This is a genomic window from Paenibacillus sp. FSL R7-0204 (assembly GCF_038002225.1).
Taxonomy (GTDB): domain Bacteria; phylum Bacillota; class Bacilli; order Paenibacillales; family Paenibacillaceae; genus Paenibacillus_AQ.
The window spans coordinates 5973791-5999525 of sequence record NZ_JBBOCA010000001.1; the positions used below are offsets into that span (position 1 = coordinate 5973791).

Consider the following 25735-nt stretch of genomic DNA (forward strand, 5'->3'; position numbering starts at 1 on the left):
GCTTATGAACTTACAACGTATGTTAGCAAATCACGCTACGGAATGCAACCCCTGCATCTCTTACTCTTGTCCGGCCAGCCTGTTCAGCTCCTGCAGATCCGCTTCCAGATCCGCCTCGGTATACTTGCCCTGACCGAAGCCAATCATGGCGCGCAGCGGCATGTATTTCATCATGGCCAGCAGCATCTCCGGATTGTCGCCAAGCACATCCTCCAGCCCGAACACGCTGCTGAAGCTCTTCGCCTTCTCCTCCGTCAGCGGATTGGCAAGCAGGTCACCGACTGTGGTGTTGCGGTGGAACCGGGTGGTCAGTTTCACGGTGGATTCTACCTCAAGCTCCGTGCTCAGGCGGATATCGCGCGAGGAAGATCCTACAGCGATCTTGAACCTCCCGCTCTCCACATGCCAGTCGCCTAACTGCACATTATAATAAGCGAAGGAACGCTTATCCAAAGTGAAGGTTACGCTGCGTTCTTCCCCAGGCTGCAGCTCAATCTTGCCGAAGCCCTTCAGCTCCTGCAGCGGACGGATCACACGGCTCTCCACATCACTGACATAGAGCTGTACGACTTCCTTGCCCGCTCTGCTGCCGGTGTTCTTGACAGTGACCGATACCTGAACGGTAGCTGTGTCCTGAATGCGGGTCTGATCCAGCAGCAGGCGGCTGTACTCGAACTGCGTGTAGCTGAGGCCGTAGCCGAAGGGGAACAGCGGCTCGATTTCTTTTTTGTCATAATAACGGTAGCCTACAAACAAGCCTTCCTTGTACTCCACCGTATCGCCTTCACCGGGAAAGTTCAGGAATGACGGATTGTCGCTCAGCTTCATAGGGAAGGTCTCCGCCAGCTTACCGCTCGGGCTCACTTCGCCGAACAACAGATCCGCAACCGCACCGCCAAAAGCCTGACCGCCCAGGTAGCCTTCAAGCACCGCCTTCGCCCTATGCAGCCAAGGCATCTCGACCGGCGCGCCGTTGCTCAGCACTACAATAATCTCGCTCTGAACCTCGGCCACCGCTTCAATCAGCGCCTTATGGCTCGCAGGCAGAAGCAGATGGCTACGGTCATAGCCCTCCGATTCGTAGCGGTCAGGCAGACCAAGGAACAGCACAGCTGCATCCGCCTTAGCTGCTGTATCACAGGCTTCGCGCAGCAGATCAGCATTGATGTCATCGCTCTCCAGCTCATAGCCCTGTGCGTACAGGAAGCTGGCCGCATCCCCGGCAACAGCCTGCAATTCGACGAAGGCATCATCCATCCGGGATGGATTCACATGCGAGCTGCCCCCGCCCTGATACCGCGGCTGCTTGGCGAATTCACCGATCACGGCGATCCGGCCGCTCTTCACGAGGGGCAGAATCCCGCCTTCATTCTTCAGCAGTACCATACTCTCCCGGGCCACTTCGCGTGCAAGCTGATGATGCTTATCTGCATCGAAGACCGCTTGCGGGTTGCGGTTTTCGACACTTTTGAAGATAAAGGCCAGCATCCGCTCTACAGCAAGGTCCAGCGTCTCCATAGCCAATTCACCGCTCTTCACAGCCGCTACAATCTTGGCGTCTCCGATTCCAGCGCTTGACGGCATTTCCAGCTCAAGCCCTGCTGCCAGTGCCTTCACCCGCTCATTGACCGCTCCCCAGTCCGACACAACGAAGCCTTCGAAGCCCCATTCATCACGCAGCACCTTGGTCAGCAGCTCATAGCTCTCGGAAGCATACTCTCCGTTCACCTGATTATACGAGCACATGACACTCCACGGCTGGCTCTGCTTCACGGTGCCTTCGAAGCTGGCTAGATAAATCTCGCGGAGCGTCCGCTCATCAATAACCGCATCCACTGACATGCGGCGGTGCTCCTGGTTATTGGCAGCATAATGCTTCAGCGACGTCCCCACGCCCTGGCTCTGCACACCCTTCACATGGCTTGCAGCCATCACCGAAGCCAGGAACGGGTCCTCCGAGAAATATTCAAAGTTTCGCCCATTCAGCGGAGAGCGCTTGATATTATTGCCTGGTCCGAGCAGAACGGCGACATTCTCCACCTGGCATTCCGTTCCCAGCGCCTCGCCCACCCGGAAGATCAGATCACGGTCCCACGAGGAGGCAAGTCCGACCGCTGAAGGAAAACAGGTTGCAGGCACACTGTTATTCAATCCCAGATGATCTGCGTCACCCTGCTGCTTGCGGAGCCCGTGGGGACCGTCTGTTACCATCACTGATGGAATGCCCAGCCGTTCAATGCTTTTGGTGTTCCAGAAATCCAGCCCGGAGCAGAGTCCGGCCTTCTCTTCCAGTGTCATTTGCGAAATGAGCTTTTGAAGCTCTGTTACGTCCTTTGCCATTATATAGCCTCCTATGAATACGGTTTCTTGACTCCATTCTATATGACTGTTCAGGCCAATTATGGTACTTTCATTCGATTTTTGGTATTCTAAGTAGACAAAAGAGGGGGCGGCCTATGGCGAAGGGAATCGGGAATGACGAAGGTATACAGTACATCTGCAAGCTAATCTACGAAGCTTACCGGGTCCCGGTCTTGTGGGTTGATGAAGCGGCTGCGCCCCGTCTAGCCCTGGGACCGGCTGCACTAAACCGCCCTTCCGTTCAGGGAACAGGCGGCCTGCCGGTTGAGGTGATGGAGCTAGTGCGTGCGGACCCCAGCGCGGAAGCCGCCGCACCCGCGTTACCGCGTCTATACGCGACTGGCTTCCTGGAGAATTTCATTATTCTCCAGCTTCCCGGTGCAGGCGGGGCCATCGTTATCGGCCCGGCGCTGAACGCGCCTGTTACCGGTGATAATGCAGCCAGCCTGCTGCGCGACCACAACATCCCGCCCGGGCAGCAGGCAAGCTGGCTGGAGTATTACGGCAACCTCCCTATAATTAGCCGGAAGCGCTGGTATCATGCGGCGCTGCTGCTCTACACGCTTGTCACCGGGCAGGCATTATCCGTAACGGAGCTGCTGCTGGCGGCGGGTCCGCTGGCGGAACCGCTGCATCCGGCGGACGACAGCCCGGATCTGGACTTGTCCTACCGCCGCGAGCATACATGGCTGCACCATGACCCGATGCAGGAGCGCGAAATGTTCCGCTATATTACCAATGGGGACAAGGCGGGGCTGCTGCGGACCCATGCTTCTTTTGCCGAAGAGAGCTACGGAAGGTTGTCCCGCAAAAGCCAGCTGCGCAGCAAAAAAAATCTGGCTGTCTCCTCCATCACGCTGGCCACCCGCGCAGCGATTGAAGGCGGGCTGTTCTGGGAGATTGCCTATACGCTAAGCGACTTCCATATCCAGTATATTGAGGAGCTCCGCGATATTCCGGCGGTGGACAGCGCCATGCTGGCCGCGCTCTGCGACTTCGCCGATCAGGTAGAGGGCAGCCGCAGCGCAAGACATTCCCGCATCTCCGACCGGTGCCGGAATTATATATACAATCATCTGTATGAGGAGCTTCCGCTCGGCAGGCTGGCTGAATACGCCGGTATGAGCGCCAGTTACCTGTCCCAGCTGTTCAAAAAAGAAACCGGTACCGCCATCAGCGACTACATCCAGCAGCAGAGGGTCGAAGAAGCCAAGCGGCTGATTCAGCTGCCCGGGATCACGCTATCAGATATCGCCACCCGTCTGCATTTTAACGACCAGAGCTATTTTACCAAGGTATTCAAAAAGTATACCGGCCTCACCCCGAGACAATTCAAGCAGCATTCCAGGTAGGTTCCAGAAGTATGGTATGATTCTGCTATGAGGGCAATCCTACATTTGGTTAAAGGAGAGGTTCTGCATGATGGGAAGCTTATTATTCGCAGGAGCAGTTATCTTCGTTGCGGTGATATTTATTAATCGCAGTAATCGTAATGCGCGGTACAAAAATTACGGCAATAGAACCCGCTCTCACGCGGGAGATCATTATTTCATCACAGGTACCGGGGCCGATGCGGGCAGCTACAACGAAAACAGCCCACATAAAATCCATCCTGGCACGGACGGGTACAGCGGCGCCAGCCATCATCATGGTCATCACCACGGGAATCATACCCATGATCATCATCACGGCAGCCACGGGGGCTGGGACAGCGGCGGTCACAGCAGCCATGGAGGCGGTGATTCCGGCGGTGGCGGTGATTCTGGTGGTGGCGATTCTGGTGGCGGTGGCGGAGACTGACGGATAGAATCATGAAGCCTCTCAGACTGCCGGGAAGCGGCAGCTTGGGAGGCTTCTGTGGTGAAATGGATTACGGGGAACGCTTGCTGCGTCTGAATGGGCTACTCTTTAAAGCTTCCGCCATGGAACACACATTCATACACTTTCGTCTCTCCAGTCCAAATCTCCTCCACCCCGCTGAACCAGGAGAAATCTCCGGTTACGGAGCATTTATAGCTGTGCTGACCCTCCGAATAATGCTCCGGTCCACGAAAGGGCTTCTCTTCCGGGACCCGGAGCAGAGCAGCCTTCAGAAAATCAGGGTTGAAGCCCGCTGCGGTTACTCTCCCTATGTAATTCATCGCCCAGAACGGCTTGTCATCCTCCCACAAAGCTTCTTGTCCGGCAAACTTCTCTGCGCCCAGGTAGGTATCTATGTACTTCAGGTTCCCGCGCATGAACTCCAAATCATGAGAGGCTGGCCGTGAGGATTGTCCCTGCGGACCTTTTCCTGCATAAGTAGCTTTCTTGGCTTCAATCAGAAACTGAATTTGCTCCAACATAATAATCATCCTCCAGAAATTTATCTCCGTTATAATAGAACATATGTTCTTATTTAACAGTGACTAATCTCATAAGAGCAAAATCTTCGTGAACAGGGAACGTAACGTAAGTAGTAAAGAGCGGCGCTCAACATCTAAAACCAGTTAGTCTTAGTACCTCTCCCGAAATCAGGTGCACCTATGCCCCTCATTTGTCATCCCGCCGGTGCATCCCGGGTTAGGCTGTTACTGGGACGGGCTGATGAACTCCTGCTGTTCGGCACGGACTCTCCGGGCCGGGGAGAGTACAGACTGAAGGCTAAGGGCCAGCAGAAACGCCATGAAGAACAGCATAGTGGAGATGCCGAAAATCAATCTGGCGCCAGTGTACACATACAACCATCCGAAGAATAGATAAGACAGCATATTGGTCGCCAGCGGACCGCCTTCAAACACGGAACCGACGCGTCCGAGCAGGTTCTCAGGAACATAGGTCATTAACAGAGTCGACAGCGTAATGCTCAGCAGGGATATGCCAATCCCGATAATGACACGGCTGAGCAGCATGGACCAAGAGCCGAAGGAGAGTGTGAGCAGCAACAGCCCCAGAGTCATGACCGCTGCTCCCCAAATGTTGATTCGCACATAATTTTTGAATTTCGCCCCAAGCAGGTTCAGACCGAGCGCCCCCGCGAACATACCGATGCCCCCGGCGGTGCTTGCCCAGGCTAAGTAATTCTGGTCTAAATGCAGCTCTTTCACTACGAAATATATATTTAACAGATTAATCGCCCCTGTGCACGCTCCCATTACCGCCAACATGATAAATAAGCGTTTGGTGAGCGCAGAAGCGAAGATATACCGGAAGCCTTCCAGGACATCCACCCAAAAGGAGGTTGCCGGCCCGGAATCGGAGGGTGCTGCCAGGGGGGCCGGGCTCACCTTAAGACCCAGAATGAACAGGCTGCCTGCGATGAAACAAAAGCCGTCCACAATTAAAGAAGTTGACGCCCCCCACCATTGGTAGACAAAGGCTCCGATTGCAGGCCCGGCAAGACTGATCAGCGTATCTACCGTCTTTACAGAGGAACTGGCGGTACCGTAATCCTCGTTGTCCACGGCTGTGACCGTTAATTTACTGATGGCAGGCTGAAAAAATTGCTGAACCGTACACGCAAAGGCCAGCATGACCAGCAAAAGCGGAACCTGCTCCATCCAGATCAATCCGGCCAGTACAAAAGACATCGCAGCCCGGATCACCAGTGTCGCCTGCAGCACCTTCTTTGGTTTCCTGCGGTCAACCCATGTTCCGGCAAGAGGAGCCATGATAAAGACCGGGAGCATCTGGGCAAACAAAAGAGCTGTCCGGTAAAAGACAGCTTGATCCGCTTCCGCAAATACCCAGAACAGGATGGCCCAGTTCCTGATCTCATCTCCTACAGAGGATAAGGTCTGCGTGCACCATAACCGGCGGAACACTCCGTTCTTCAGCATACTCCACAAAGAAAGGCCCCCTCTCTCTCGGTATTGTCACCCTAGGAAGTCAGCAATTCATGCGTATGGAAATGGTCGTACACCCGGCTGATCCAATCCTGCCGGTCCTGTTCGCTGGCAGCAACAGGATTCTCTAACGCCAGGCTGTGTACAACCGTCCGGAAGTCGCTCCCATCCTCCATCTGTTGAATAATAGCAATGCTTAAAGGGTCCATGCTCATCACCCGGACGTAGCGCCTGCGGCCTTCAACGCTCTCCAGCACCAGCAGAATCCATTCTCCATCCCCCTCCGCAAGCTCAAGCTCTGCAGGAAGGGGACTGTGCAGCTTCAGCGCAGGGATGGAATAGTGCGGCTGCATCACTTTGACAGGCTTCATAGCAGTTGTGTCCTGCCGTGCTGTATCCTGCTGCATCAGTTCCATCACCGCACGCTCATAAGACAGGAAGTCTTTAAGGACCCGCCCGGTTTCCGGCGCAAGACCCTGCACCAGCTCATCAAGAATGAGGGCCAGCTCCGCTTCCGGCGGCGTTGCCTCATGCATATCCAGCCTGGCAGAGACATAATCGATTGTACGGGTGTATGGAACAGCCGCCAGATGATGGAGATAATACAAGGTGCGGAAGAACGAACGGGCCAGCGGGTAGTAGAGCTTTCTGATCCTGTGCAGAGTGTGTGTATCCACAGACCGCAAGGAGTAATAGTTGCTGAAAATTTGCGGGTAGCTGGCAATCCAGTTCTTTTCAATGCCGGATAGCTGGAAATCACTGTTCATATCGTTCGTGCTCCAGAACTGCTCGTCCAGCACCAGGCTGCCCTTCGCTGCGTCAAACAATTGGGTTCCGGGAAAAAGGGACAGTTGATGCAGCTGCACATCCGCTATTCCTATGGAGAGCAGCCGGACAATCATATCCAGCGTCTGATTAAGGTCTTCGGTTGTCTCTTCGGGAAATCCGGTAATAAATGAAGCCGTACATGACAGACCCAGCCGATGAAGCTCGCGGAGCAGCTCATAAGCCTGGTTCAGATCGAGCTTTTTGCCAATGACCTGCTGGATGGGCTGGCTGCCGCTCTCAATCCCGAAGAAGACGCCATTACATCCAGCCTGCATCATCACCTCAAACAGTTCTATATCGACGTGGTCCGTCCGGGAGGAGCAGCTCCAGGTGAAGGGCTCGCTGCAATCCAGCAGCTCCCGGCAGAATTGTCTGACAAACTTCTGATTAACCGTGAAATTATCATGCGTTAAGCTGAAATGGGTGATTCCCCAACGATCCCTGACGTATCTCATCTCGGCGATGATCCGTGCAGGACTTTTAGTTCTGTATTTTCGTGAAAAGAAGGTCGAGGTGCTGCAAAAGCTGCAATTAAAGGGACAGCCGCGTCCCGCCTCAACCGGAAAGAAACGGCTCTCCGGAGTGGTAAAATAAGCTTCAATATCCTCGATTAGATGAAAGGCAGGGAAGGGCGTATCATCGAGATTCCTCAGAATCGGCCGCGGCGGATTGGTGCGGATTGTCCCCTCTTCACGGAAGCAGATTCCTTCTACCTCTGAGAGCGGATGGCCCGACTCCAGGACCGCAATCAGCTCCGGCAGCGTCAGCTCGCCTTCTCCGGCAACGATATAGTCTATCGCTGGGAAATGGGTTAAGGTTTCAGCCGCTACGAAGCTCGCATGGGGTCCGCCAAGAATAATGATTCTGTCCGGGTCCAGCCGTTTGCATTCCTCCGCAATTCTCAGTGCGATCGAATAATTGCCGCACATCGCCGTGAATCCGAGAACTCTGGAGGGCTTGCCGATGATTAATCGGGCAATACCGGCAAGGGCTGCTGTATCGAAATGGCTGGTGCCTGAATAGAGTAATGCCAGATCGGTGAGACATACCCCGTACCCCGCTTCAAGAAGTGCAGCGCCTAGCACAAGCAGGTTGAGCGGAGGATCAACGGTATCCACAGCTGCATTATAGGGCGGACATATCAATTGAATCATTTCCCAGTCACCTCACGTAAGAGAAGATTTAACTTAAGGCGGTGAACGAAGCATTCAGGAGCTCCAGATGGCTGTCAAGGTCACGCTTCACATTTCCGCAGTAGGCGCCTAAGATCGAACCGGTGGTTCGGTCGGCTTGAACCGGACAATTCCCGGAGCATAGAAAAGCGATATTGCATCCTTTACACTCCGGCTGATTCAAGACATGACGTTCCTTCCAGAGCGCCAGCTTCTGGTCATCCAGCTTAAGCTGAGGGTAATACGTTCCAAGACTCCATTTTGGATTACCTATAATACTGGTGCAAGGGTAGACCTGGTGGTCCGGTGAGAAGGTGAATGTTTTTCCTCCGGCCGCCTCACAAAAATAATAGTTAGGGAAATAGTTATCTTTAGCGAGGCCTGTTCCCAGCACGTGCTCGAACGGCAGGGAGAGTCTGGTTAGATCACTGTTTAATACGACATTCAGCCTTTTTAGTTTATCGTTTGGCACATGCACTTTGATGAATTCCGTGAGCTGATAGCTGGGCAGCAGGCCCGGGGCGGAATTCCCTGCATAATTCTCAACGGGAGACAGTGAAACCGAGAAGTTAGGGTAAGCATTCCATTGCCGTTCCTGGAAGAAATCCAGGAGTTCATTCAGATGCTCTATATTCTCACCATCCAGATTGACACGAATAGCGATATCGAAATCATGCTCCAGGAAGGAGTCAATCTGAGCGGTTATTGTCATAAAGGTTCCCTGATTCGCCCGGGTGATCCGCCGCCGGTCATGAACCGCCTGGGGGCCGTCTATGGTTAACTGGATTCTGAGCATATCCTTGTAAGGCTCTAGCAATTCCTGATAGTGTGACAGGAACACCCCATTTGATATGACGGTCCCTGTAATTCCCCTAGCTTTGGCCTGCTCAAGAATAAGTCTGACGATAGAATGGTTCAGGGGCAGGAGCGGTTCCCCGCCAAAAATAACAAAATGATGCCGGGTAGACTGTTGCTGCTGCATGATTTGATCCATGGCCAGGAAGGCAGCCTGCACCTGATCTTCAGTCATCTGTTCATGGCTGGAGCGGATCTCTTGGGGCTCAAAGCAGTAGACACATTTCAAATTACAGGTCATGGAAGGACAGAACACAAAGGAGATGTCACCCGAGCCATGCTGATCCAGGTATTCTTTGTACCGGCGTATCAGGGCTTGCTCCTCTTCACGCTCCCTGTACAGATAACCTCTGACGGCCAGAAACTGTTCTTCATCAGCGGTGAGAGTATATTCAACAGGCTGTTGTTTCTGGAGAAACTGGCTGATATGCTCTTCCACAATATCCATTGCGCCTGACAGGGAATTGAAGATAAGATGACGGCCGTTTCTTAAGCGATACGTAAGAATATATTCTGAAATATACAATGTCTATCCCCCCTGGTATGAACAGCGGGAAGGCATAAGGATGCGCTTCCCGCTATTTCCCAAATATAAGGATGCTGTTAGATGGCTTTTTTGGCAGGATTGTTGATTTGAATGGATGCTTTCTGGCAACATGCCATTGGAACCGTAATTTCTTCAAGGTCTTTGGCTGAGAGATTCGTCCAGAGATCTTTGTTCTTCGTCAGTGATTTCATGTACATTACCTCCTCTCCTCTAAGAATATTTATGGCAAGGTAAATACCTTGACATCAGGGTAATGGAGTTCACTGGCAATAGCTTTCGAGCAGACGGTCCCGGTGAAGATCGAGATAGGTCTTCAGATATTGCCTTGTATCGCTGCAGTTTGATTCGAAATCCCTTAATTCCCCGTCTCTGCTTCCTTTCAGTACGCAGCCGCCCCCACAGAGAGGCGCAAGATTACAGTGTCTGCATTTGTCATTCACCACGATATCCCGGTGCCATCTCTGCCACTTCTCTTCATCCAAATGCAGCCCTTGAAGGTAGCTTCCAATCGAATAATCCGGGAATCCGACGGTTTCAACACAAGGATACAGCCGCCCGTCTGCACCAAATACGAGATTATGACGCTTTGAAGCACTGCAGCCGGACAGATCAAAGTAATAGTGGTCATCGTCTGTGTCAAACATAGCTTTGCGGAGTATCCGCAGCTTCTTCTCCATGAAATACCCCAGGCTGACCTTATACCTGCGCCGGGTGGCTTCCCAATCCGGGAAGAGTACATGAAGCTGCTTCAGAAGATCAGATTCAGGCTGGAAGCCGGCAACCTTCCCCGTATTGAAATTATCATTGATCGGGGCAATCTGGCAGGAGAAATCAGGTGAGCTTGTCCACTGAAGCCGCTCGAACCCGGCGAACATCTCCGGCAAATGCCGGACATTCTCCCGGCCTGTGTTGATTCGGACGGTTACGGGTATATGGTGCTCCAGGAGAAAAGTAATGTTTGAGCAGATGAGATCATAGCTGCCGCTGTTGTTCCTGTATTTACGCAGCTGGTCGTGGATCTCCTTCGGGCCGTCCAGTGTGATTTGCATATGGCGGAAATACGCCGAGTGCTTCTGCAGAAAAGGGAAATACGCACCGAGTTCGGTACCGTTCGTAATGGAGAGAATAGGCCAACTCCGCTCAATAGCCTGCTGTAAAATATACTCCACCTGAGATTGATTACGGGCCAGGAAGGGCTCGCCCCCGAAAAGCTCGAACTGGACGGCCGCCTCAGGCTGCTGATAGACCATCTGATCCATCGCCTGAAATATCTCATTAATCTGTGCAAGGTCAAGCGTCGGCGAGTCCTGGTGAATGTCCGATTGGAAGCAATAAGGGCAGGCGAGGTTGCATTTGTAGGTGGGGCAGATTGTGAATTGTAAGGCCGGATGTGAGCGGTAGTAGGTTTCAAGTGATTCGCGGACATATTGTTCTTCCTTCATATCCGTGAGATACCCTCTGCTCTTAAGCAGGGTACGCGTTTCCGGATCCAGATCGTTGAATGCAGATGTATCAGAGCTTCTATTAAAAAGAACATGGGCTACCTTAGGCTCAACCAAGTCTACAGCGCCGGTTAATGTATTCATGATCAGCAGAACATCATCGCTTAATCTGTGTTTGTAGTTATACTTAGACAATCTCATACGCCCTCATCCTCCTCAGGACTGATAGAGTTGCATTTACTAACTTGTAAATAATGTAAAACTTTTCCTGATGGACAACTATGAGAAAAGTCATAAAATAGGAAATAATCTATTAAATGATAAAAAAACAGATAAATAGAAATTCCCAATTACTCTTGCAATAAGTAGATAGAAGCGGTTAACCACTCCAGTCCGCACCTGCCGCCCACTTCTCCCGAAATCAGGTGCACTTATGCTCCTCATTGTGCCAACCGTATCCTCACGCCAAAGACACCAGCCTCCGAAGATGCTGGTGTCTTTGCGCATGTCCAAGTGAATATTTCAGCGCCCACTCAATCCTATCTCAAACCCAGCCAACTCTACTGTGCAGGAGAGAGAGTAAGCGTGAAGGTCTTGTCAAACGGGGTTACCAAGTTGACCTGTAAGGTTTTGTAGCTCTTCGGCGGGCCGGGTTCCGGGGATGTTCTGCCGAGATGCGCCATTTCGCCGCCCGTCAGGTCGATCCAGTCTCCGCCATAGGTGTACCGGAGCTGCCCTCCGCTCCATAGGAAGTTGTCCTCGTCCAGCGTTTGCAGCTCTCCTGAGGTGAAGTTGCCTTCCCAGCCGAATTTGAAGGACAACTGAGCCAGGACCTGGGCAGGCTCCGCGCAGTGCAGCCGGATTGTCCAGCCCGTCTCCGTACGGTGTACCTCAGTCTCCACAGACAACGTCTGTTCATGGGTCAGCGGACGGCTCTGATGCGGCAAAAGATACCACGGACTGACAGCCGTACCCGCTTCCGGCGGGAGAAGCGCACCCTCCACCGGACCGTAGTAGCCCTTCTTCTGCACGCCCTTCAGCAGGTAGCCCTCCGGCAGCCGGGTCATCTCCTGCATCGGCACGAATCCGGGGTAGAAGCTGGTATTCAGCTGCACGGCCAGCAGCCTTACAGCACCGTGACGCATCGCGAAGAACGAAGGCGTCTCCGTGATCAGCGTCACGCTGGTCGCCCCGTCTCTGAGCCGGGCCACAGGCGCCCCGAAGTCGGTATGCAGCCGGCTGTGGTAGATCTTCCCCTGATGACCCGCCGACTCCATTCTTTGCAGATAGCGCTCCCGCAGGAAATCACCGTTCAGGATTTGCTCATACTGTACAGGCAGCTCTGCTGTAGCCTCCGGCGGCTGCTGCAGCTCCGGCTCCAGCAGCATACGTACCAGGGCGTTCACCGAGCAGACGCCCGGATTGGACAAGGAGCGTCCAGCCCATTCTGCCATACCCGCCAGCACGGCGTCCTTGTCCGAACGGGCAAGGATCGCATACGGCAGATAATAAGGAGACAGATCATGGAGCACCCCCAGATCCTGCCGCCCGGAATAATCGGTCACGACTTCGCCGGACGGGTGAACAAGGTAGACCATCATGTGCAGGTTCCGGCGCACCGGTTCCAGCAGCTCCGGCTTATCCAGCAGGCGGGCGGCATGAATCAGCATAATATCACTTACGGCGCTGTAGATGCCGTTGCTCCGCTCGGTCCATTCCCCGTCCGGCGTGATGTCCATTCCTTCTGCCAGCCATTCATCCGCCCGCTGCCGGGCCTCTTCTCTGCCGAACAGCTCATAGAGAAACCCTAGCGCCGCGCACATCACCCAGCGGTGATTCGGAGTATGGACCCCGCCCGTAAGCATTACGGGGAGTGACTGCTCCAGGAACAGGAGCATGTTGTCCAGCACCGGCTGAAGCGGCGGCCACTCCTGCTTCGCCAGCAGCTGATATAACTGCGCGTAGCCGACCACAACGAAGGCCGTATCCGGCGGCGAATGATAATTCGTCCAGCCCGGGGAGATGGAGCCGTCCTGATGCTGGAAGCGCAGCACGAACTCCGTCGCCAGCTTCAGCCGTTCCAGCAGCTCCTCATCCCGGTAATACTTCGAATCCTGGTTCACCAGCGCCGCACCCCAGTAACACATATCCGTCGGGGTACCAGTGGTGTGATTCACCCAGGCAATCCCCGTATGGGGATCAAGGGTTCCCCCATAATACAGGTTGCTCTGATCCAGCACCTGCCGGGGGATTCCCTGTTCTACTGCTCTGTCATTACTCTCTACCAATTGCTTATACATTAGGGTTCCTCCTTGCGGGAAGCTCTCTGGCTAATTTCTCTGATTTCTCTGATTCCCATCCGCCTGCTGCCTATCCCCTGCGCGCCAGCTTAGCTGTAAGCAGACGGTGGCTCTCATGAATCTCTTCCGGGCGGCAGGCCGCCTTCAGTTCATACACCTTGACCTGCGCCCGTTCAATCACCGGCAGATAGGCATCGTAGAAATCCGGATCTCCGCTGTTCACATAAGGGCACCAGTGGTCGGCAAGGCCGATCGTCTCATGAATATGGACACCGACGATATCATCCATCAGCCCTTCCATCTCCCCTATACTGTCGTACAGGCCCAGCCGGTCCATCAGAATAGCGTGGCCCGTGTCGTACCAGATACCGACAGGCGCTCCTTTTAACGCATGGATTATCGTCTTGGCTTCGGCGAGCGTCGGAATCTGCTGCGGCTTGGAGCGGGTCTCAATGCCGAAGCGGATATTCAGCCCCTTGGACACCGCGCGGTTACACACCTCATCCAGACTCTCAATAATGGTCTGCACATAGCCTGCACTGTACGCTTCACGCCGCTCCATCAGCTCCGCCCACTTGCTGCGGTAAGCTGCCGAATCCCTGCCCTGCCCCTCGTAAATCTGCTCCAGCTCCCCGGAGATATCATACGGGAACGGTACTTCCCCGGGATGCACCACCACGGCTTCGCCGCCGTAACGCTGGGCGTACTCAGCTGAGCGGACCAGCAGGTCTATCGCCCGCTTCCGTTTCTCCTTGTCCTCGAAGCCCAGCAGGACCGAATCCGTGCCGTAGTCAGGGTCCGGGACATGGGGAAAAGTATTATGAACGCTCGATATGCCAATCTCTCCGCGTTCAATCATCGGCTCGATGGTAACCAGCATTGCCTCCGTCACATTATAATTCAGCTCCACCCTGCGGAACCCCAGCTCCCGGATCTCATTAAGCAATCCATTACCTGTAGTATGACGTCTCATGTTCCAGCAGGTTGAGAATGAAAACTCTCCCTTATCCATCTTCTCTGTCTCTCCTCTCGCTGTGCCGCAGTGTCGTTAGTTAGCCCTTCACAGCTCCTAGCATAACACCACTGACGAAATATTTCTGCAGCCAAGGATAGACGACCAGAATCGGTACCGTGGCGAAGACGACCGTAGCGGCCTTGAGGCTCTCCGGCGGCAGCTTGGTGCGGGCCGCTCCCTCCAGGTTCGTCAGCTCAGTGATCATATTGTTCTGAACCATCTGGAAGAGCTTCAGCTGAAGCGGATACAGATCGGGATTATTGATATACATCAGGGAATCCTGGAATCCGTTCCAGCGTCCTACCGCATAGAAGAGTGCGAGTGTAGCCATAACCGGCATGGATAACGGCAGGACAATTTTGAGCAGGGTGCGGAAATGCGAACTGCCGTCAATCTCGGCCGATTCTTCCAGACTCGGCGGAATGCTGCGGAAGAAGGAGATCAGGATAATCAGGTTGAACGGGCTGACCAGACCGGGCAGAATCAGCGACCACACGGAATCGATCATATGCAGATCACGGATCAGCAGATATTCAGGAATAATACCGCCGCTGAAGAACATGGTGATGATGATCAGGTACATGAACATCGTACGGCCCTTCAGCTTGCTTTTGGTCAGCGGGTAAGCAGCTGCAACGGTGAAAAGCATACATAATACCGTAGTCGCAATTGTCAAAATAATGGTGAAGATCAGCGAGCGGATCATCGCATTGTCGGTGAAGACCTGCACATACGCCTTCCAGTTCAGCTCAATCGGGAAAATCGTAACTTCCCCGGAAGTAATAGCCCGCGTGGAGCTGAGGGACACCGCAATAACGTGTATAAACGGAGCCAGGCAGAACAGCACGAACAGCGCAATAAAGGTAACGTTAACGATATCGAATATCCGGTTAGAGGTACGTTCACTCATCGTACTCCGCCTCCTTTCTGTATAATCATAGAATGCCGTCGCCGGTCACTTTTTTCGATATATAATTGGAACCAAGGATGAACACCAATCCAACCACCGCCTGGAACAATCCAACTACAGTTGCCAGCGTATATTGGCCCGATTCCAGACCAATCCGGTAGACGAAGGTACTAAGCACATCGGAGTATTCGCGCACTGCCGTATTCCCGATGATGTAAGGACGATCGAAGCCGATGCTGACCATTTTCCCCAGGTTGAGAATGAGCAGGGTAATAATGGTTGGTTTGATACTGGGCAACGTAATGTAGAAGATCTTCTTCATCCGGGTAGCCCCATCCACTTCAGCAGCCTCGAACAGCTCGCGGTTGACACCGGTAAGCGCCGCCAGATACAGGATGGTCCCCCAGCCGGCACTTTGCCAGACACCCGTGAACAGGTAGGTAATCAGCCATGGATTTTTTTCGGTCAAAAAAGGAATAGGATTCAGCCCCATGCTCTCCAGTACACCGTTCACCATACCGGATTGGTTGCCGAATAATTGATAGACGATCCCCCCGATAATCACCCAGGAAATGAAATGGGGAATATAGAGGAGGGTCTGTGATATTTTTTTGAACCATACTGATTTCACTTCATACAGCATAATAGCCAGAATAATCGGGGCCGGGAAAGACACTATCAAATCGAGAAAATTCAGCATAAATGTATTGCGCAGACTGCTGTAGAACTCCTTCATGCCAAACACTTCGCGGAACGCATCGAAGCCGATCCACTCACTGCCGTTGATGCCTTGGAACAGGTTGAAATCCTTAAAGGCAATCTGCACCCCGTACATCGGGCCGTAGCGGAAAATCAGGAAATACATAATGGGCAGTGAAAGCAGCGCGTATAGTTGCCAGTACCTTCTGATGTAAGACGCTTTGCTCAAGTTCCTCTCCTCCTATGGAGAAAAAACCGGGCAGAGCAGCATGCCAGCTCCCCCCGGTTTTCACTTTTTTTAGTTTATTTGGCTGAAATCTCTGTAAGCGCCTGCTCCAGCTCCGCTTTCAGCTTGTCTCCGCCCAGAGACATGTAGTCCTTCATTTCCTGTTCGAAAATAGTATCGAATTGATCCGGCTTCGCCATCGCAGTCTTCACGATGATCACGTTAAGCTTGTCGCTGAGCGTAGTGCCGTATTTCGATTCCGATTCAATCGGCTTGCCGAAGACGATAGGACCCACAGTATCTGTGTTGGCAATATCAATAGACTGCTTCAGCGCCTCCTGGTTGTTGGCAGGGAAGCCCAGAATCCAGGCTTTCTCATTGGTAGCCTGATCGCCGAGGTTCTTACCGTTGGAGATAATTGCGGTGTCCCCGGAAGTGAACAGACGGTCTTGGAATTCCTGGGAAACATCAGCCTTAACGACCGGGATGCCGTCCACCATATCATAGTTCTCGCCTTCAACACCGTTGTAAATGTCAATCAGGTTGTTGCCAGTCGCCATCCAATCGAGATATTTCACCGCTTCCACCGCACGCTTGCTGCTCTTAGGGATCATGATGTACATGCCGTTCGAGGCATAGCGGGATTTGATATATTTATTGTCCACCTTGGCATTGGTGAGGATATCCGCCGGCAGCACCTTGCTGCCCGGCACATTCTTGTAGAGATTATCAAGAGTGCCATCGGCATAAAACATACTATCTACATCCTCCGACCAGAAGCCGATGTTGCCGTTCTGAATATCCTTGGATACCTGGGCTTTGTCTTCATCCAGACTGAAGTCCTTGCTGACCAGCCCTTCATTGTAGAGCTTGTTGAGGAACTGTGCCGCATCCTTGAAGCCCTCATGCAGCGGCAGCTCGTAGCGCTGGCTGTAAGTAAGGTCGCCGCTGATCGGCTTGATGAAGGAGTAGATTAGGGTCTCCAGCTGAGCCGAGCCGAGGGACATGCCCATCGGAATGGTTTTGCTGCCAAGACCGCCCGGGTCCTTCTCTTTAAACGCTTTCAAAGTAGTGTATAGCTCATCGGTGTTCTTCGGTACCGGCAGCCCCAGCTTATCCAGCCAGTCCTGGCGGATGTATGAAGCGTAGCGGCCCGTAATCGCCCGTTTACCAGGGATAGCGAACTGCTTGCCGTCGAGCTGGCCGAAGGCCATCGTCTCGTCACCAATGAATTTCTTCAGCGTCTGGCCGTGCTCCTCTAATAAGGAACCAACGTCGGTCAACCCGCCCTGCTGGGCGTAACGGTAGAAGACACTGGAATCATAAGTGAAGACAATATCCGGCACATCCGTATTACTGGCCATCAACACGTTCAACTTGGTCACTTCTTCAGAACGCTGCACCGGGACAAATTCTACATTGATATTATTAGGATCACCGAAATTTTTCTGAATCATCTGGGACACGAAGTTGTTGGTAATGGTGTATTGCTTCGGCGTTTTACCGCGGTCGAAGATCTCCACCTTCAAGGTTACGCGTTCCGCGCTCTTCCCGGGTGCGTCTGTACCTCCGGCTGCCGAATTCGATTTACCGTCTGAGGAACAGCCTGCAAGCAGAGTAGCTCCCATTACTGCGGTCAAGCCGATGCCGATTGCCTTCTTCAGAACTCTTTGGTTTACGTTCACTGTCATTGTTCCATCTCCCTCGCCTTAGCAGGCTATAATGGTGACTTCATGATACCCCCGAGCTTCACTGTGCCCGTACTATTAGCAATGTCCCGTTCAAGCCTGTATTACCCTCAGCGTTCAAGGCTGCTTGTTGTTCCGGGATGACCACAGTATTCCATAACTTTCGCAGGTCTGACAATAAACCTGTTTCGGATGCGATAAAGCGCCTGAATTCGGACATCCGGTTTATCAGACCAACCATTTTCGTACAATAAACCGCTTTCATATGGACAAAAAGACAGGCCGCATCGCTATTCGCCCCCTTGTTCAGAGGTTGGCGTAAGAGAAATGCGGCCTGGACCTTACATGGATGCGGCAGAGGATTCCCCTGCTTACCGGCAAACGGAATTCCTTCATTGCCCCAGCTTACGCTAGTCCTGCGGCTCCAGTCTGGAGGCTGCTTCGCGGCGTCTGGAGGAGCGGTAATCGCCCGGTGTGATACCGGCAATCCGCTTGAAGACTCTCCCGAATGAAATGGCATTCGCATACCCTACTTGAAGCGCGATATCCTGCAGGGAACAATCCGTATCTACCAGCAGCTGCTCGGCTTCCTTCATCCGCAGCTCGGTGAGGAAATCCACGAACTTCATTTTGAATTCAGTCTTGAACAGATAGCTGGCGTATTTGCCGGAGACCTGGAACCGGTCACTCAGATGCTTCAGCGAGAGATCGGGATTAGTGAAGTTCTCTTCGATATAATCCTTCATCTCATTGACCATGGCCCGGTAGCTCTTTGTTTCGCTGGCAGAGACATAAGTGCGGAATAAATCGGTGACATATTCGAATAGAATGGTCTTCACTTCATGCAGCGCCTCTGCCTCTTCCAGCTGCTTCAGCCGGACTTCTGCATTCTCCGCCGACAGCTCGTCCTGCAGCTGCTCAGACATCACCGCCACTTCGCGGCTCAGCATCTGCAGCATAGCCTGAATCAGAGAACGGATATCCTCGTCCTTCAGGAAGTCCTGTTCGAACGACTCGAAGATCCGTTCCAGCTGCTCCCGCCACTGCCCGCTCGACATGCGGAAATACTTCACGAATTCAGCGATCATCTGCAGATATTTATACGTCTCTAGCAGCGGCTGACGCACTTCACCGCTGCCTGCCAGGACGATATCCTCATGAATCAGCAGCTTGTGCTGCATCACATATTCGGCTGCCGCATACGACTCCCGGATCATCCCCGGCCCGGCGGCAGCGGAGCCGATGCCGAAGCTGAGCGAGATCCGCAGATTCTGCTCGACCCAGGAGCGGCAATCCTCCGCGAAGACCCGGAGCTTGGCCTCCATCTCCTGATCGCTGCCGGTCGCCAGGAACAGAATCGCTGCGCGTTCGGTGCCCACCCATTCTGCCCATCCCTGCAGCTCCGCATTCCGCGCCAATTCCTGAAATACATTCATCAGGGCAAACTTCAGCGTATTCTGATCCCCCCGGGTATACCGGTCCTCGAATACCTGCTCGTAGCGGTTAATCTCCCCAAGCACAACGATGAAGCGCGAGGAGGCATTTGCACCGGTAAGCGGTGACAGCTCCTCCAGCCGCCGGGTCACCTGCTCCAGCCGCTCGCTGTGCAGCAGATCGGTGAACAGCTTGCTGCGCTGCAGCAGCAGGTTCTCCCTGGTTTTGGTATCATAATCGGTCATGTGGTTGATCAGATCCTCCAGCACGCCGTCAATCAGCATCATCTCGTCCGGCCTGTCGGTAGACTGATCCATCATGCGGATCTGATGGCCCTCAATCCGGTTCATAATCACCTGGATCGGCTTATAATTGCGCCGGGTTACATAGATCAGATACAATACCGCACAGACCACGGTCCCCACCGCAATCGCTACCCAGAGATAAGAGATCACAGAGACCCAGCTGAACAGATTCCCCGCCTTAATTCCGCTCTCGAACGTCCAGCCGTTTCTCTCGAGCTTAAGTGTGTTCAGCAGCTTGCCGTCAGTTGCACCTTCCGTATCGGAATGGGCCTGGTACACGGTGTTACCATTAACGTCCAGAATCGTCATGAACGAGAGCTGCTGGTTAACCATGCTGTCGATGAGCTGCTCCAGGGCACTCATTTTGATATTAATGACCAGTATCCCCCCGGAGCCGAAGGGGAGCGGCATTGCTTTATTGGTAGTCAGCACACGAATTTCTGTACGCTGGGACAGATCCGAATGGTAATCCCTGACCGGTTGCCAGCCTTCCGGTACTGCAGGCTTGGAAGTCATGGCCCTGATCCAGTCCTCATCGGCGAATCCCTTCAGCTCCTTTAGCCCCGTATCGGTTAGAACGCTTCCACGCACACGGTCATACAAATACACCGACTGGATATACGAGGATTCCTTAATCAGATTGCGTAGACTCAGGGCAACAGCATAGATAGTCGCTCTGTCCGTCACCCCCTGATTATTGAAGTAGAGCTTGTAGGCATCGCTCCGCTCTACCGCATCCAGCACCGACAGCTCAGCTTCCTTGATCGTCCGGTCTACACTATCCCTGAGATAGCTGGCGGAGATGCGGTCTGCCTTCTTCGTTTCCGTCCGGGAGATATCATTAATAAACACAAAGGAGGCAAAGATCAGAATCGTCACCGTCAGCAAAAATATAGGGAAATAAGACAGCAGCAACCGGCGATACCAGGAACGGAACATTCGACAATCTCCTCCACAACCATCAGGATACACGGCCGTATCCGGCCGCTTCATATACACTTTGTCCAAGGCTGCTCTGCGGCGGCTCTCCGACATCAGATCTATTTCAACTGCGGCAACTTGCCAAACTGACCGCCGTTCGAATTCCTGCCATTATAGCACATGCGCTTCCCCTCCAGCTAACCAGATAAAGTCATTCTGCCCGCAGCCCCTTCCTCCCCGCGCACCTGTGCCAATGCCCGCTTGGGAATAGCGGGCTGAGGGTGGGTAAATGTGGACATTAGCTGCTGGCTGTGGACTAACTTCTGTCTGGGACCGGCTAATTAGATGAACTGTGATGGGCCGAACTCACCACTTCCAAATTAAGCAGCATTGCTGCACTTTGAGCAGGAATTATCTAAATTAGTTACTGGCTGTGGCGTATTGTTGCAGCATTTGCAGGAATCCTAGTGTATAAAGTAAATTAGGGCTGGCATTGTTGCTTTTCGTGCAGGATTTCCGCACAGGCCGCTCCTGTTGAGCAACATTGTTGCAATTTATGCAGGACTAGGTGCACTAATGCTCCTTGTTTCCTTAATTAGCTACCAGCCCGTACAATAACAAAATCACCCCGAAGGGTGAAATGTTCAAACCATATACTATCCCATACATCATCTATCCCGAGGCGGCTCGCCCTAAACCCGCAGGCTACAAACCGCTATGCTCCCGGATATACCGCCGCGCCTTGATCGCATATTCCAGCGGATCGGCCAGCGCCGGGTCCTGCTCCGCTTCAACAACGAACCATCCCGTGTAGGGCGAGGCGGCCAGCTCGGCAAAAATCTCCCCGAACGCGATGCAGCCATCGCCCGGTACGGTGAAGGCTCCCGCTTTTACCGCCTGAAGGAAACTTAGGTTCTCTGCCTTCACCCGCTCGACTATCTCCGGCCGGATGTCCTTCAGATGCACATGCTTAATCCGCGGTAGATGCTCACGCAGCACCTCTAGAGGTTTCTCACCGGAGAAGGCCAGATGTCCCGTATCGTATAGCAGCGATACTTCATTAGGATCTGTAAGCTCCATCAGCCGGGCAATCTCCGCTGCAGTCTGCACCCCGGTGCCCATGTGATGGTGATAGACCAGCGTCATGCCCTTCTCAGCCGCCAGCCGTCCCAGCCCGCTAAGACCCTCTGCGAGCGTGGTCCATTCGCTATCGGTAAATACCGGCTTGTCAGCGAACAGCGACGTATCCATCTGCCCTTGAATGCTCCCGCCCTGCTCGGATACGACAATGACCTTGGCGCCCATCTCATGCAGGAAATCCCGGTGCGCACGGAAGGCTTCCGCTGTCTCCTCATACGGACGCACCGTCAGGAAGGCGCTGAACCAGGCACTGGCGATACTCAGACCGCGCAGTTCCAGTGCCCTGTGCAAAAGCTCCGGGGAACGCGGATACTTGTTGCCCACCTCGCTGCCCTCATATCCGGCAAGCGCCATCTCGCTGATGCATTGCTCGAACGTATTGCCGCCCCCCAGCTCAGGCATATCATCATTCGTCCAGGCAATCGGAGCGATCGCCAGCCGGACGGCATTGTCTCTGAACATACTCATGTTCTACCCCTTCCACAATCCCAAGTATGGCAGAATCCTTGATCCACTGTGCGCCGTCTGCCTTGGTTCGCGCACATGCAGCGCCCGCTTAGTAGCTCCGGGCTTTCTTGAGTCCGCTGTGCTTCCGGTCATAAGCCTCCTGTACCGCTTCCTTGCCGGACACTTCCGCAACCCCGACATTCCACCAGGCACCATAGCCGTGGGTCATCGTCTTCGGCAGCACTTTGATGTCGATCAGCGTGGAGCGTTCCGACTGGCGGGCCGCCGCCAGGGCCGTGTGAAGCTCCCCAACTGTTGACGCACGGAAGGTCTGTACCCCATAACCGGCCGCACTCGCCGCATAGTCGATCCGCATCAGCTCACCGCTGAGCTGGCCGTCCGTACCCCGGTGGCGGAACTCTGTGGCCATGCTGTCCATTCCCTGCTCCATCTGCAGATTATTAATGCAGCCGAAGCCTGCATTATCCAGCAGAAGGACGTTGATCTTCCGGTTCTCCTGCAGGCTGGTTACCAGCTCAGAATGCAGCATCTGGTAGCTGCCGTCCCCGACCAGCGCATAGACTTCACGCCCCGGCTCAGCCAGCTTGATGCCCAGCGCTCCAGCAATCTCATAGCCCATACACGAGAAGCCGTATTCCATATGATAGGTATCCGGCACCTCCGAGTTCCACATCCGCTGCATATCTCCCGGCAGACTGCCCGCCGCTCCAATGACAATCGCATCCTGCGGAATAGCTTCATTAATAATCCCCAGCACCTGCGTCTGGGTCAGCGAAGTGCCTAGCACCTCTGCATATTCCGGGAGCTTCTCATCGAGATGTCCGGCTACTTCGGGGGTGAACTCTTCGGCCGCCCGGTCTGCTCCGCTCTCCTCTGGTGCGCCGCCCGCTGGCCCGGTAATCCCGGCACTCCCCGGATACTCCACGCCAGCTAAGCGTTCTCTCTCCGCAGCCCACGACTTCTTCGCCTGGGCGATCTCACCCGTATATGCAGAGCGGTATCCCCGCTCTTCCAGCGCTGCGGCTAAGGCGTTCAAGCCTTCGGCAGCATCGCAGACCACCGCCAGCGCATCCAGCTTAGCCGCATGATATGGCGAAGCGTTCAGCGTCAGGAACTCCACCTCGGGATGACTGAACAGACTCTTCGAGGCGGTGGTGAAATCCGTAAACCGGGTACCGACGCCGATCACCAGATCAGCCTCCGGGGCCAGCGCATTCGCGCAGCCGTTGCCGGTAACGCCGATGCCGCCGAGGTTGTACTCGAAGCTGCTGGCTACGGCGCTTTTGCCGGCCTGGGTCTCTCCGAACGGAATGGCGAATTTCTCGGCAAAAGCGCGCAGCGCCGCTCCGGCATCCCCATACCGGACACCTCCGCCACAGACCAACAGCGGCCGCTGCTTGCTGGCGATCAGTTCAGCCGCAGCCGCAATCTCCTGCGGGTGAGGCAGCCGGGCGATGACCCGGTGAATCCGCTTGCGGAAGAAATCAGCCGGGTACTCCCAGGCCTCGCCCTGCACATCCTGCGGCAGCGCAATGGTAACCGCCCCGGTATCTCCCGGATCAGTCAACACCCGCATCGCGTTCAGCATGGCCGACATCAGCTGCTCCGGCCGGGTCACCCGGTCCCAGTATTTGCTGACTGCCTTGAAGGCGTCATTGACCGTGATCGACAAGTTATACGTATGCTCCATCTGCTGGAGCACCGGGTCCGGCTGGCGGGTAGCGAAGGTATCTCCCGGCAGCAGCAGCACAGGAATCTGATTCGCCGTTGCTGTTGCAGCAGCCGTCAGCATATTAGCAGCTCCCGGCCCTACTGAAGCGGTGCAGGCCATAATCTTCCGTCTGCGGCTCTGCTTGGCGAATGCGGTTGCCGCGTGAACCATCCCTTGCTCATTGCGTCCCTGGTAGACGGTCAGTTCACCCGGCGCTTCCTGCAAGGCTTGCCCCAATCCAAGTACATTGCCATGCCCGAACACGGTGAATACCCCGTGCACGAAGCGTTCCGGCCCGCCGCCGTAATCCACATACTGCTGATTCAGAAATTTAACCAGCGCCTGCGCTGTAGTTAATCGGATACGTTCCACTTCATGTCCTCCCTTCGCCTTGTCTACTGCCAGCGGGCAGTGACGACTTTTTTGCGCGTATAGAATTCTACCCCGTCGCTTCCGTTCGCATGAAGATCGCCGTAGAACGAATCCTTCCAGCCTGAGAACGGGAAGAAGGCCATCGGTGCAGGCACTCCAACATTGACTCCCAGCATGCCGGACTCGATATGTTCGCGGAAGTAACGGACTTTACCGCCATCATTCGTGAATATACAAGCACCATTCGCAAACCGCGAGCGATTCGCAATCTCCACCGCCTGAGCCACATCCTTCACCCGGATCACCGACAGCACCGGCGCAAAAATCTCCTCCTGCCAGATCTTCATCTCCTCCGTCACCCCGTCGAACAACGTAGGTCCGATGAAATAACCTTCTCCCTGCACCGCCGCATCCTCACGGCCATCCCTGAGCAGCTTCGCGCCTTCGGCGATGCCCTGTTCAATGTAGCTAACAGTACGCTCTTTATGGCCTTGACGGATCACCGGCCCCAGGAACGTATCCTCTTCCAGCCCATTCCCGATGGTCATGCTGTTGCACTCCCGCAACAGAATCGAGATCAGCTCATCAGCGACTTCCTCCTGCACCGTTACCACCGAGCAGGCCATGCAGCGTTCCCCGGCAGAGCCGAAGGCCGCATTCACAATCTGGGAGGCCGAAGCCTCCAGGTTCGCGTCCGCCAATACGATGGAGTGGTTCTTCGCTCCGGCCAGCGCCTGAACGCGCTTGAGATGGTCCGTTCCTTTTTTGTATACATATTCCGCCACCGGCTGCGATCCGACAAAAGAAATCGCCTTCACATCCGGGTGCTCCAGCAGCCCGTTCACCACCTCATGCGCGCCGTTCACCACATTCAGCACACCGTTAGGCAGTCCGGCTTCCTCCAGCAGCTCCGCAAGGCGGGCCGCCAGCAGCGGTGTACGCTCCGAAGGCTTCAGCACAAAGGTGTTGCCGCAGGCAATCGCCAGCGGGAACATCCAGCAAGGCACCATCATCGGGAAATTGAACGGGGTAATCCCGCCAACCACTCCAATCGGATAGCGGTACATGCCTGACTCAATGCCAGTCGCAATATCCGGCAGCTGCCGGCCCATCATCAGTGTCGGAGCACCTGCTGCGAATTCTACGCATTCAATGCCGCGTTGGACCTCGCCGTAGGCTTCTTTGAAGCTTTTGCCGTTCTCCAGGGTGATGATCTTCGCCAATGGCTCCCAATTCTCTACTAGCAACTGCTGATATTTGAACAGAATCCGTGCTCTGCGCGGCACCGGTGTTGCGGACCAGCCTGCAAAAGCTGCCTTAGCCGCCGCCACCGCCCGGTCTACATCAGCTCTGCCGGATAAAGGCGTTCTGCCCAGCAGCTCACCTGTGGCCGGATTCACTACCGGCTCCGTCTGCTCCGTATCCGCTGTTACCCATTGCCCATTGATATAATTTTTGAGTACTTGTGCCGCTTGCTCTGTCATTCTGTCCACTCCTTCTCTTCTATATAAAGTCTGCTG

At 54.2% G+C, this 25735-nt stretch carries 18 protein-coding genes; 2 read left to right on the forward strand and 16 right to left on the reverse strand.

Annotated elements, in window-relative coordinates; all coding sequences use genetic code 11:
* Positions 1 to 60: 60 nt before the first annotated feature.
* Entirely contained in the window at positions 61 to 2340 is a 2280-nt protein-coding gene (locus tag MKX42_RS26040; protein ID WP_340755727.1) for a glycoside hydrolase family 3 C-terminal domain-containing protein, read from the reverse strand.
* Positions 2341 to 2456: 116 nt separating this feature from the next.
* Between MKX42_RS26040 and MKX42_RS26045 the strand changes: the two genes are divergently transcribed.
* Together MKX42_RS26045 and MKX42_RS26050 are read left to right on the forward strand one after the other, a co-directional pair.
* The gene (locus MKX42_RS26045; RefSeq protein ID WP_340755728.1) at positions 2457 to 3713 is read left to right on the forward strand and encodes a helix-turn-helix domain-containing protein; all 1257 of its coding nucleotides are present in this window, start codon (positions 2457 to 2459) and stop codon (positions 3711 to 3713) included.
* Between the two features lie 140 nt (positions 3714 to 3853).
* Positions 3854 to 4168 (forward strand): hypothetical protein, encoded by a 315-nt coding sequence (locus MKX42_RS26050; RefSeq protein WP_340755731.1) that lies wholly within the window; start codon positions 3854 to 3856, stop codon positions 4166 to 4168.
* 94 nt (positions 4169 to 4262) lie between these two features.
* Here MKX42_RS26050 and MKX42_RS26055 read toward each other — a convergent pair whose 3' ends face one another.
* From MKX42_RS26055 to MKX42_RS26125, 15 genes are all read right to left on the reverse strand, one after another.
* Positions 4263 to 4703 (reverse strand): DUF5680 domain-containing protein, encoded by a 441-nt coding sequence (locus tag MKX42_RS26055; protein ID WP_340755732.1) that lies wholly within the window; start codon positions 4701 to 4703, stop codon positions 4263 to 4265.
* 225 nt (positions 4704 to 4928) lie between these two features.
* A complete protein-coding gene (locus tag MKX42_RS26060) occupies positions 4929 to 6176 on the reverse strand; it encodes an MFS transporter (protein ID WP_340757825.1) in 1248 nt (415 codons plus the stop codon).
* A 41-nt stretch (positions 6177 to 6217) separates the two neighbouring features.
* A complete protein-coding gene (locus MKX42_RS26065) occupies positions 6218 to 8164 on the reverse strand; it encodes a B12-binding domain-containing radical SAM protein (RefSeq protein WP_340755734.1) in 1947 nt (648 codons plus the stop codon).
* 28 nt (positions 8165 to 8192) lie between these two features.
* Positions 8193 to 9563: a radical SAM/SPASM domain-containing protein gene (locus tag MKX42_RS26070; RefSeq protein ID WP_340755736.1), complete on the reverse strand. Its 1371-nt coding sequence runs from the start codon at positions 9561 to 9563 to the stop codon at positions 8193 to 8195.
* Positions 9564 to 9640: 77 nt separating this feature from the next.
* Complete coding sequence (locus MKX42_RS26075) at positions 9641 to 9775, reverse strand: hypothetical protein (RefSeq protein WP_339223142.1); 135 nt, start codon at positions 9773 to 9775, stop codon at positions 9641 to 9643.
* A 69-nt stretch (positions 9776 to 9844) separates the two neighbouring features.
* Positions 9845 to 11227, reverse strand: coding sequence for a radical SAM/SPASM domain-containing protein (locus MKX42_RS26080; RefSeq protein ID WP_340755737.1), 1383 nt, complete (start codon positions 11225 to 11227; stop codon positions 9845 to 9847).
* Between the two features lie 359 nt (positions 11228 to 11586).
* Positions 11587 to 13326, reverse strand: coding sequence for a hypothetical protein (locus MKX42_RS26085; protein WP_340755739.1), 1740 nt, complete (start codon positions 13324 to 13326; stop codon positions 11587 to 11589).
* A gap of 70 nt (positions 13327 to 13396) precedes the next feature.
* Positions 13397 to 14338, reverse strand: a complete 942-nt coding sequence (locus MKX42_RS26090; protein WP_340755741.1) for a sugar phosphate isomerase/epimerase family protein — start codon at positions 14336 to 14338, stop codon at positions 13397 to 13399.
* Between the two features lie 40 nt (positions 14339 to 14378).
* On the reverse strand, positions 14379 to 15251 hold the full coding sequence (locus MKX42_RS26095) for a carbohydrate ABC transporter permease (protein WP_340755744.1): 873 nt from the start codon (positions 15249 to 15251) through the stop codon (positions 14379 to 14381).
* Between the two features lie 25 nt (positions 15252 to 15276).
* Complete coding sequence (locus MKX42_RS26100) at positions 15277 to 16116, reverse strand: ABC transporter permease (RefSeq protein ID WP_235191891.1); 840 nt, start codon at positions 16114 to 16116, stop codon at positions 15277 to 15279.
* 137 nt (positions 16117 to 16253) lie between these two features.
* On the reverse strand, positions 16254 to 17867 hold the full coding sequence (locus tag MKX42_RS26105) for an extracellular solute-binding protein (protein WP_340755746.1): 1614 nt from the start codon (positions 17865 to 17867) through the stop codon (positions 16254 to 16256).
* Positions 17868 to 18274: 407 nt separating this feature from the next.
* Positions 18275 to 20542, reverse strand: coding sequence for a helix-turn-helix domain-containing protein (locus MKX42_RS26110; protein ID WP_340755748.1), 2268 nt, complete (start codon positions 20540 to 20542; stop codon positions 18275 to 18277).
* 687 nt (positions 20543 to 21229) lie between these two features.
* Entirely contained in the window at positions 21230 to 22126 is an 897-nt protein-coding gene (gene iolE, locus MKX42_RS26115; protein WP_340757827.1) for a myo-inosose-2 dehydratase, read from the reverse strand.
* 94 nt (positions 22127 to 22220) lie between these two features.
* The gene (gene iolD, locus MKX42_RS26120) at positions 22221 to 24215 is read right to left on the reverse strand and encodes a 3D-(3,5/4)-trihydroxycyclohexane-1,2-dione acylhydrolase (decyclizing) (protein WP_340755750.1); all 1995 of its coding nucleotides are present in this window, start codon (positions 24213 to 24215) and stop codon (positions 22221 to 22223) included.
* A 23-nt stretch (positions 24216 to 24238) separates the two neighbouring features.
* On the reverse strand, positions 24239 to 25699 hold the full coding sequence (locus MKX42_RS26125; RefSeq protein WP_340755751.1) for a CoA-acylating methylmalonate-semialdehyde dehydrogenase: 1461 nt from the start codon (positions 25697 to 25699) through the stop codon (positions 24239 to 24241).
* Positions 25700 to 25735: the final 36 nt, after the last annotated feature.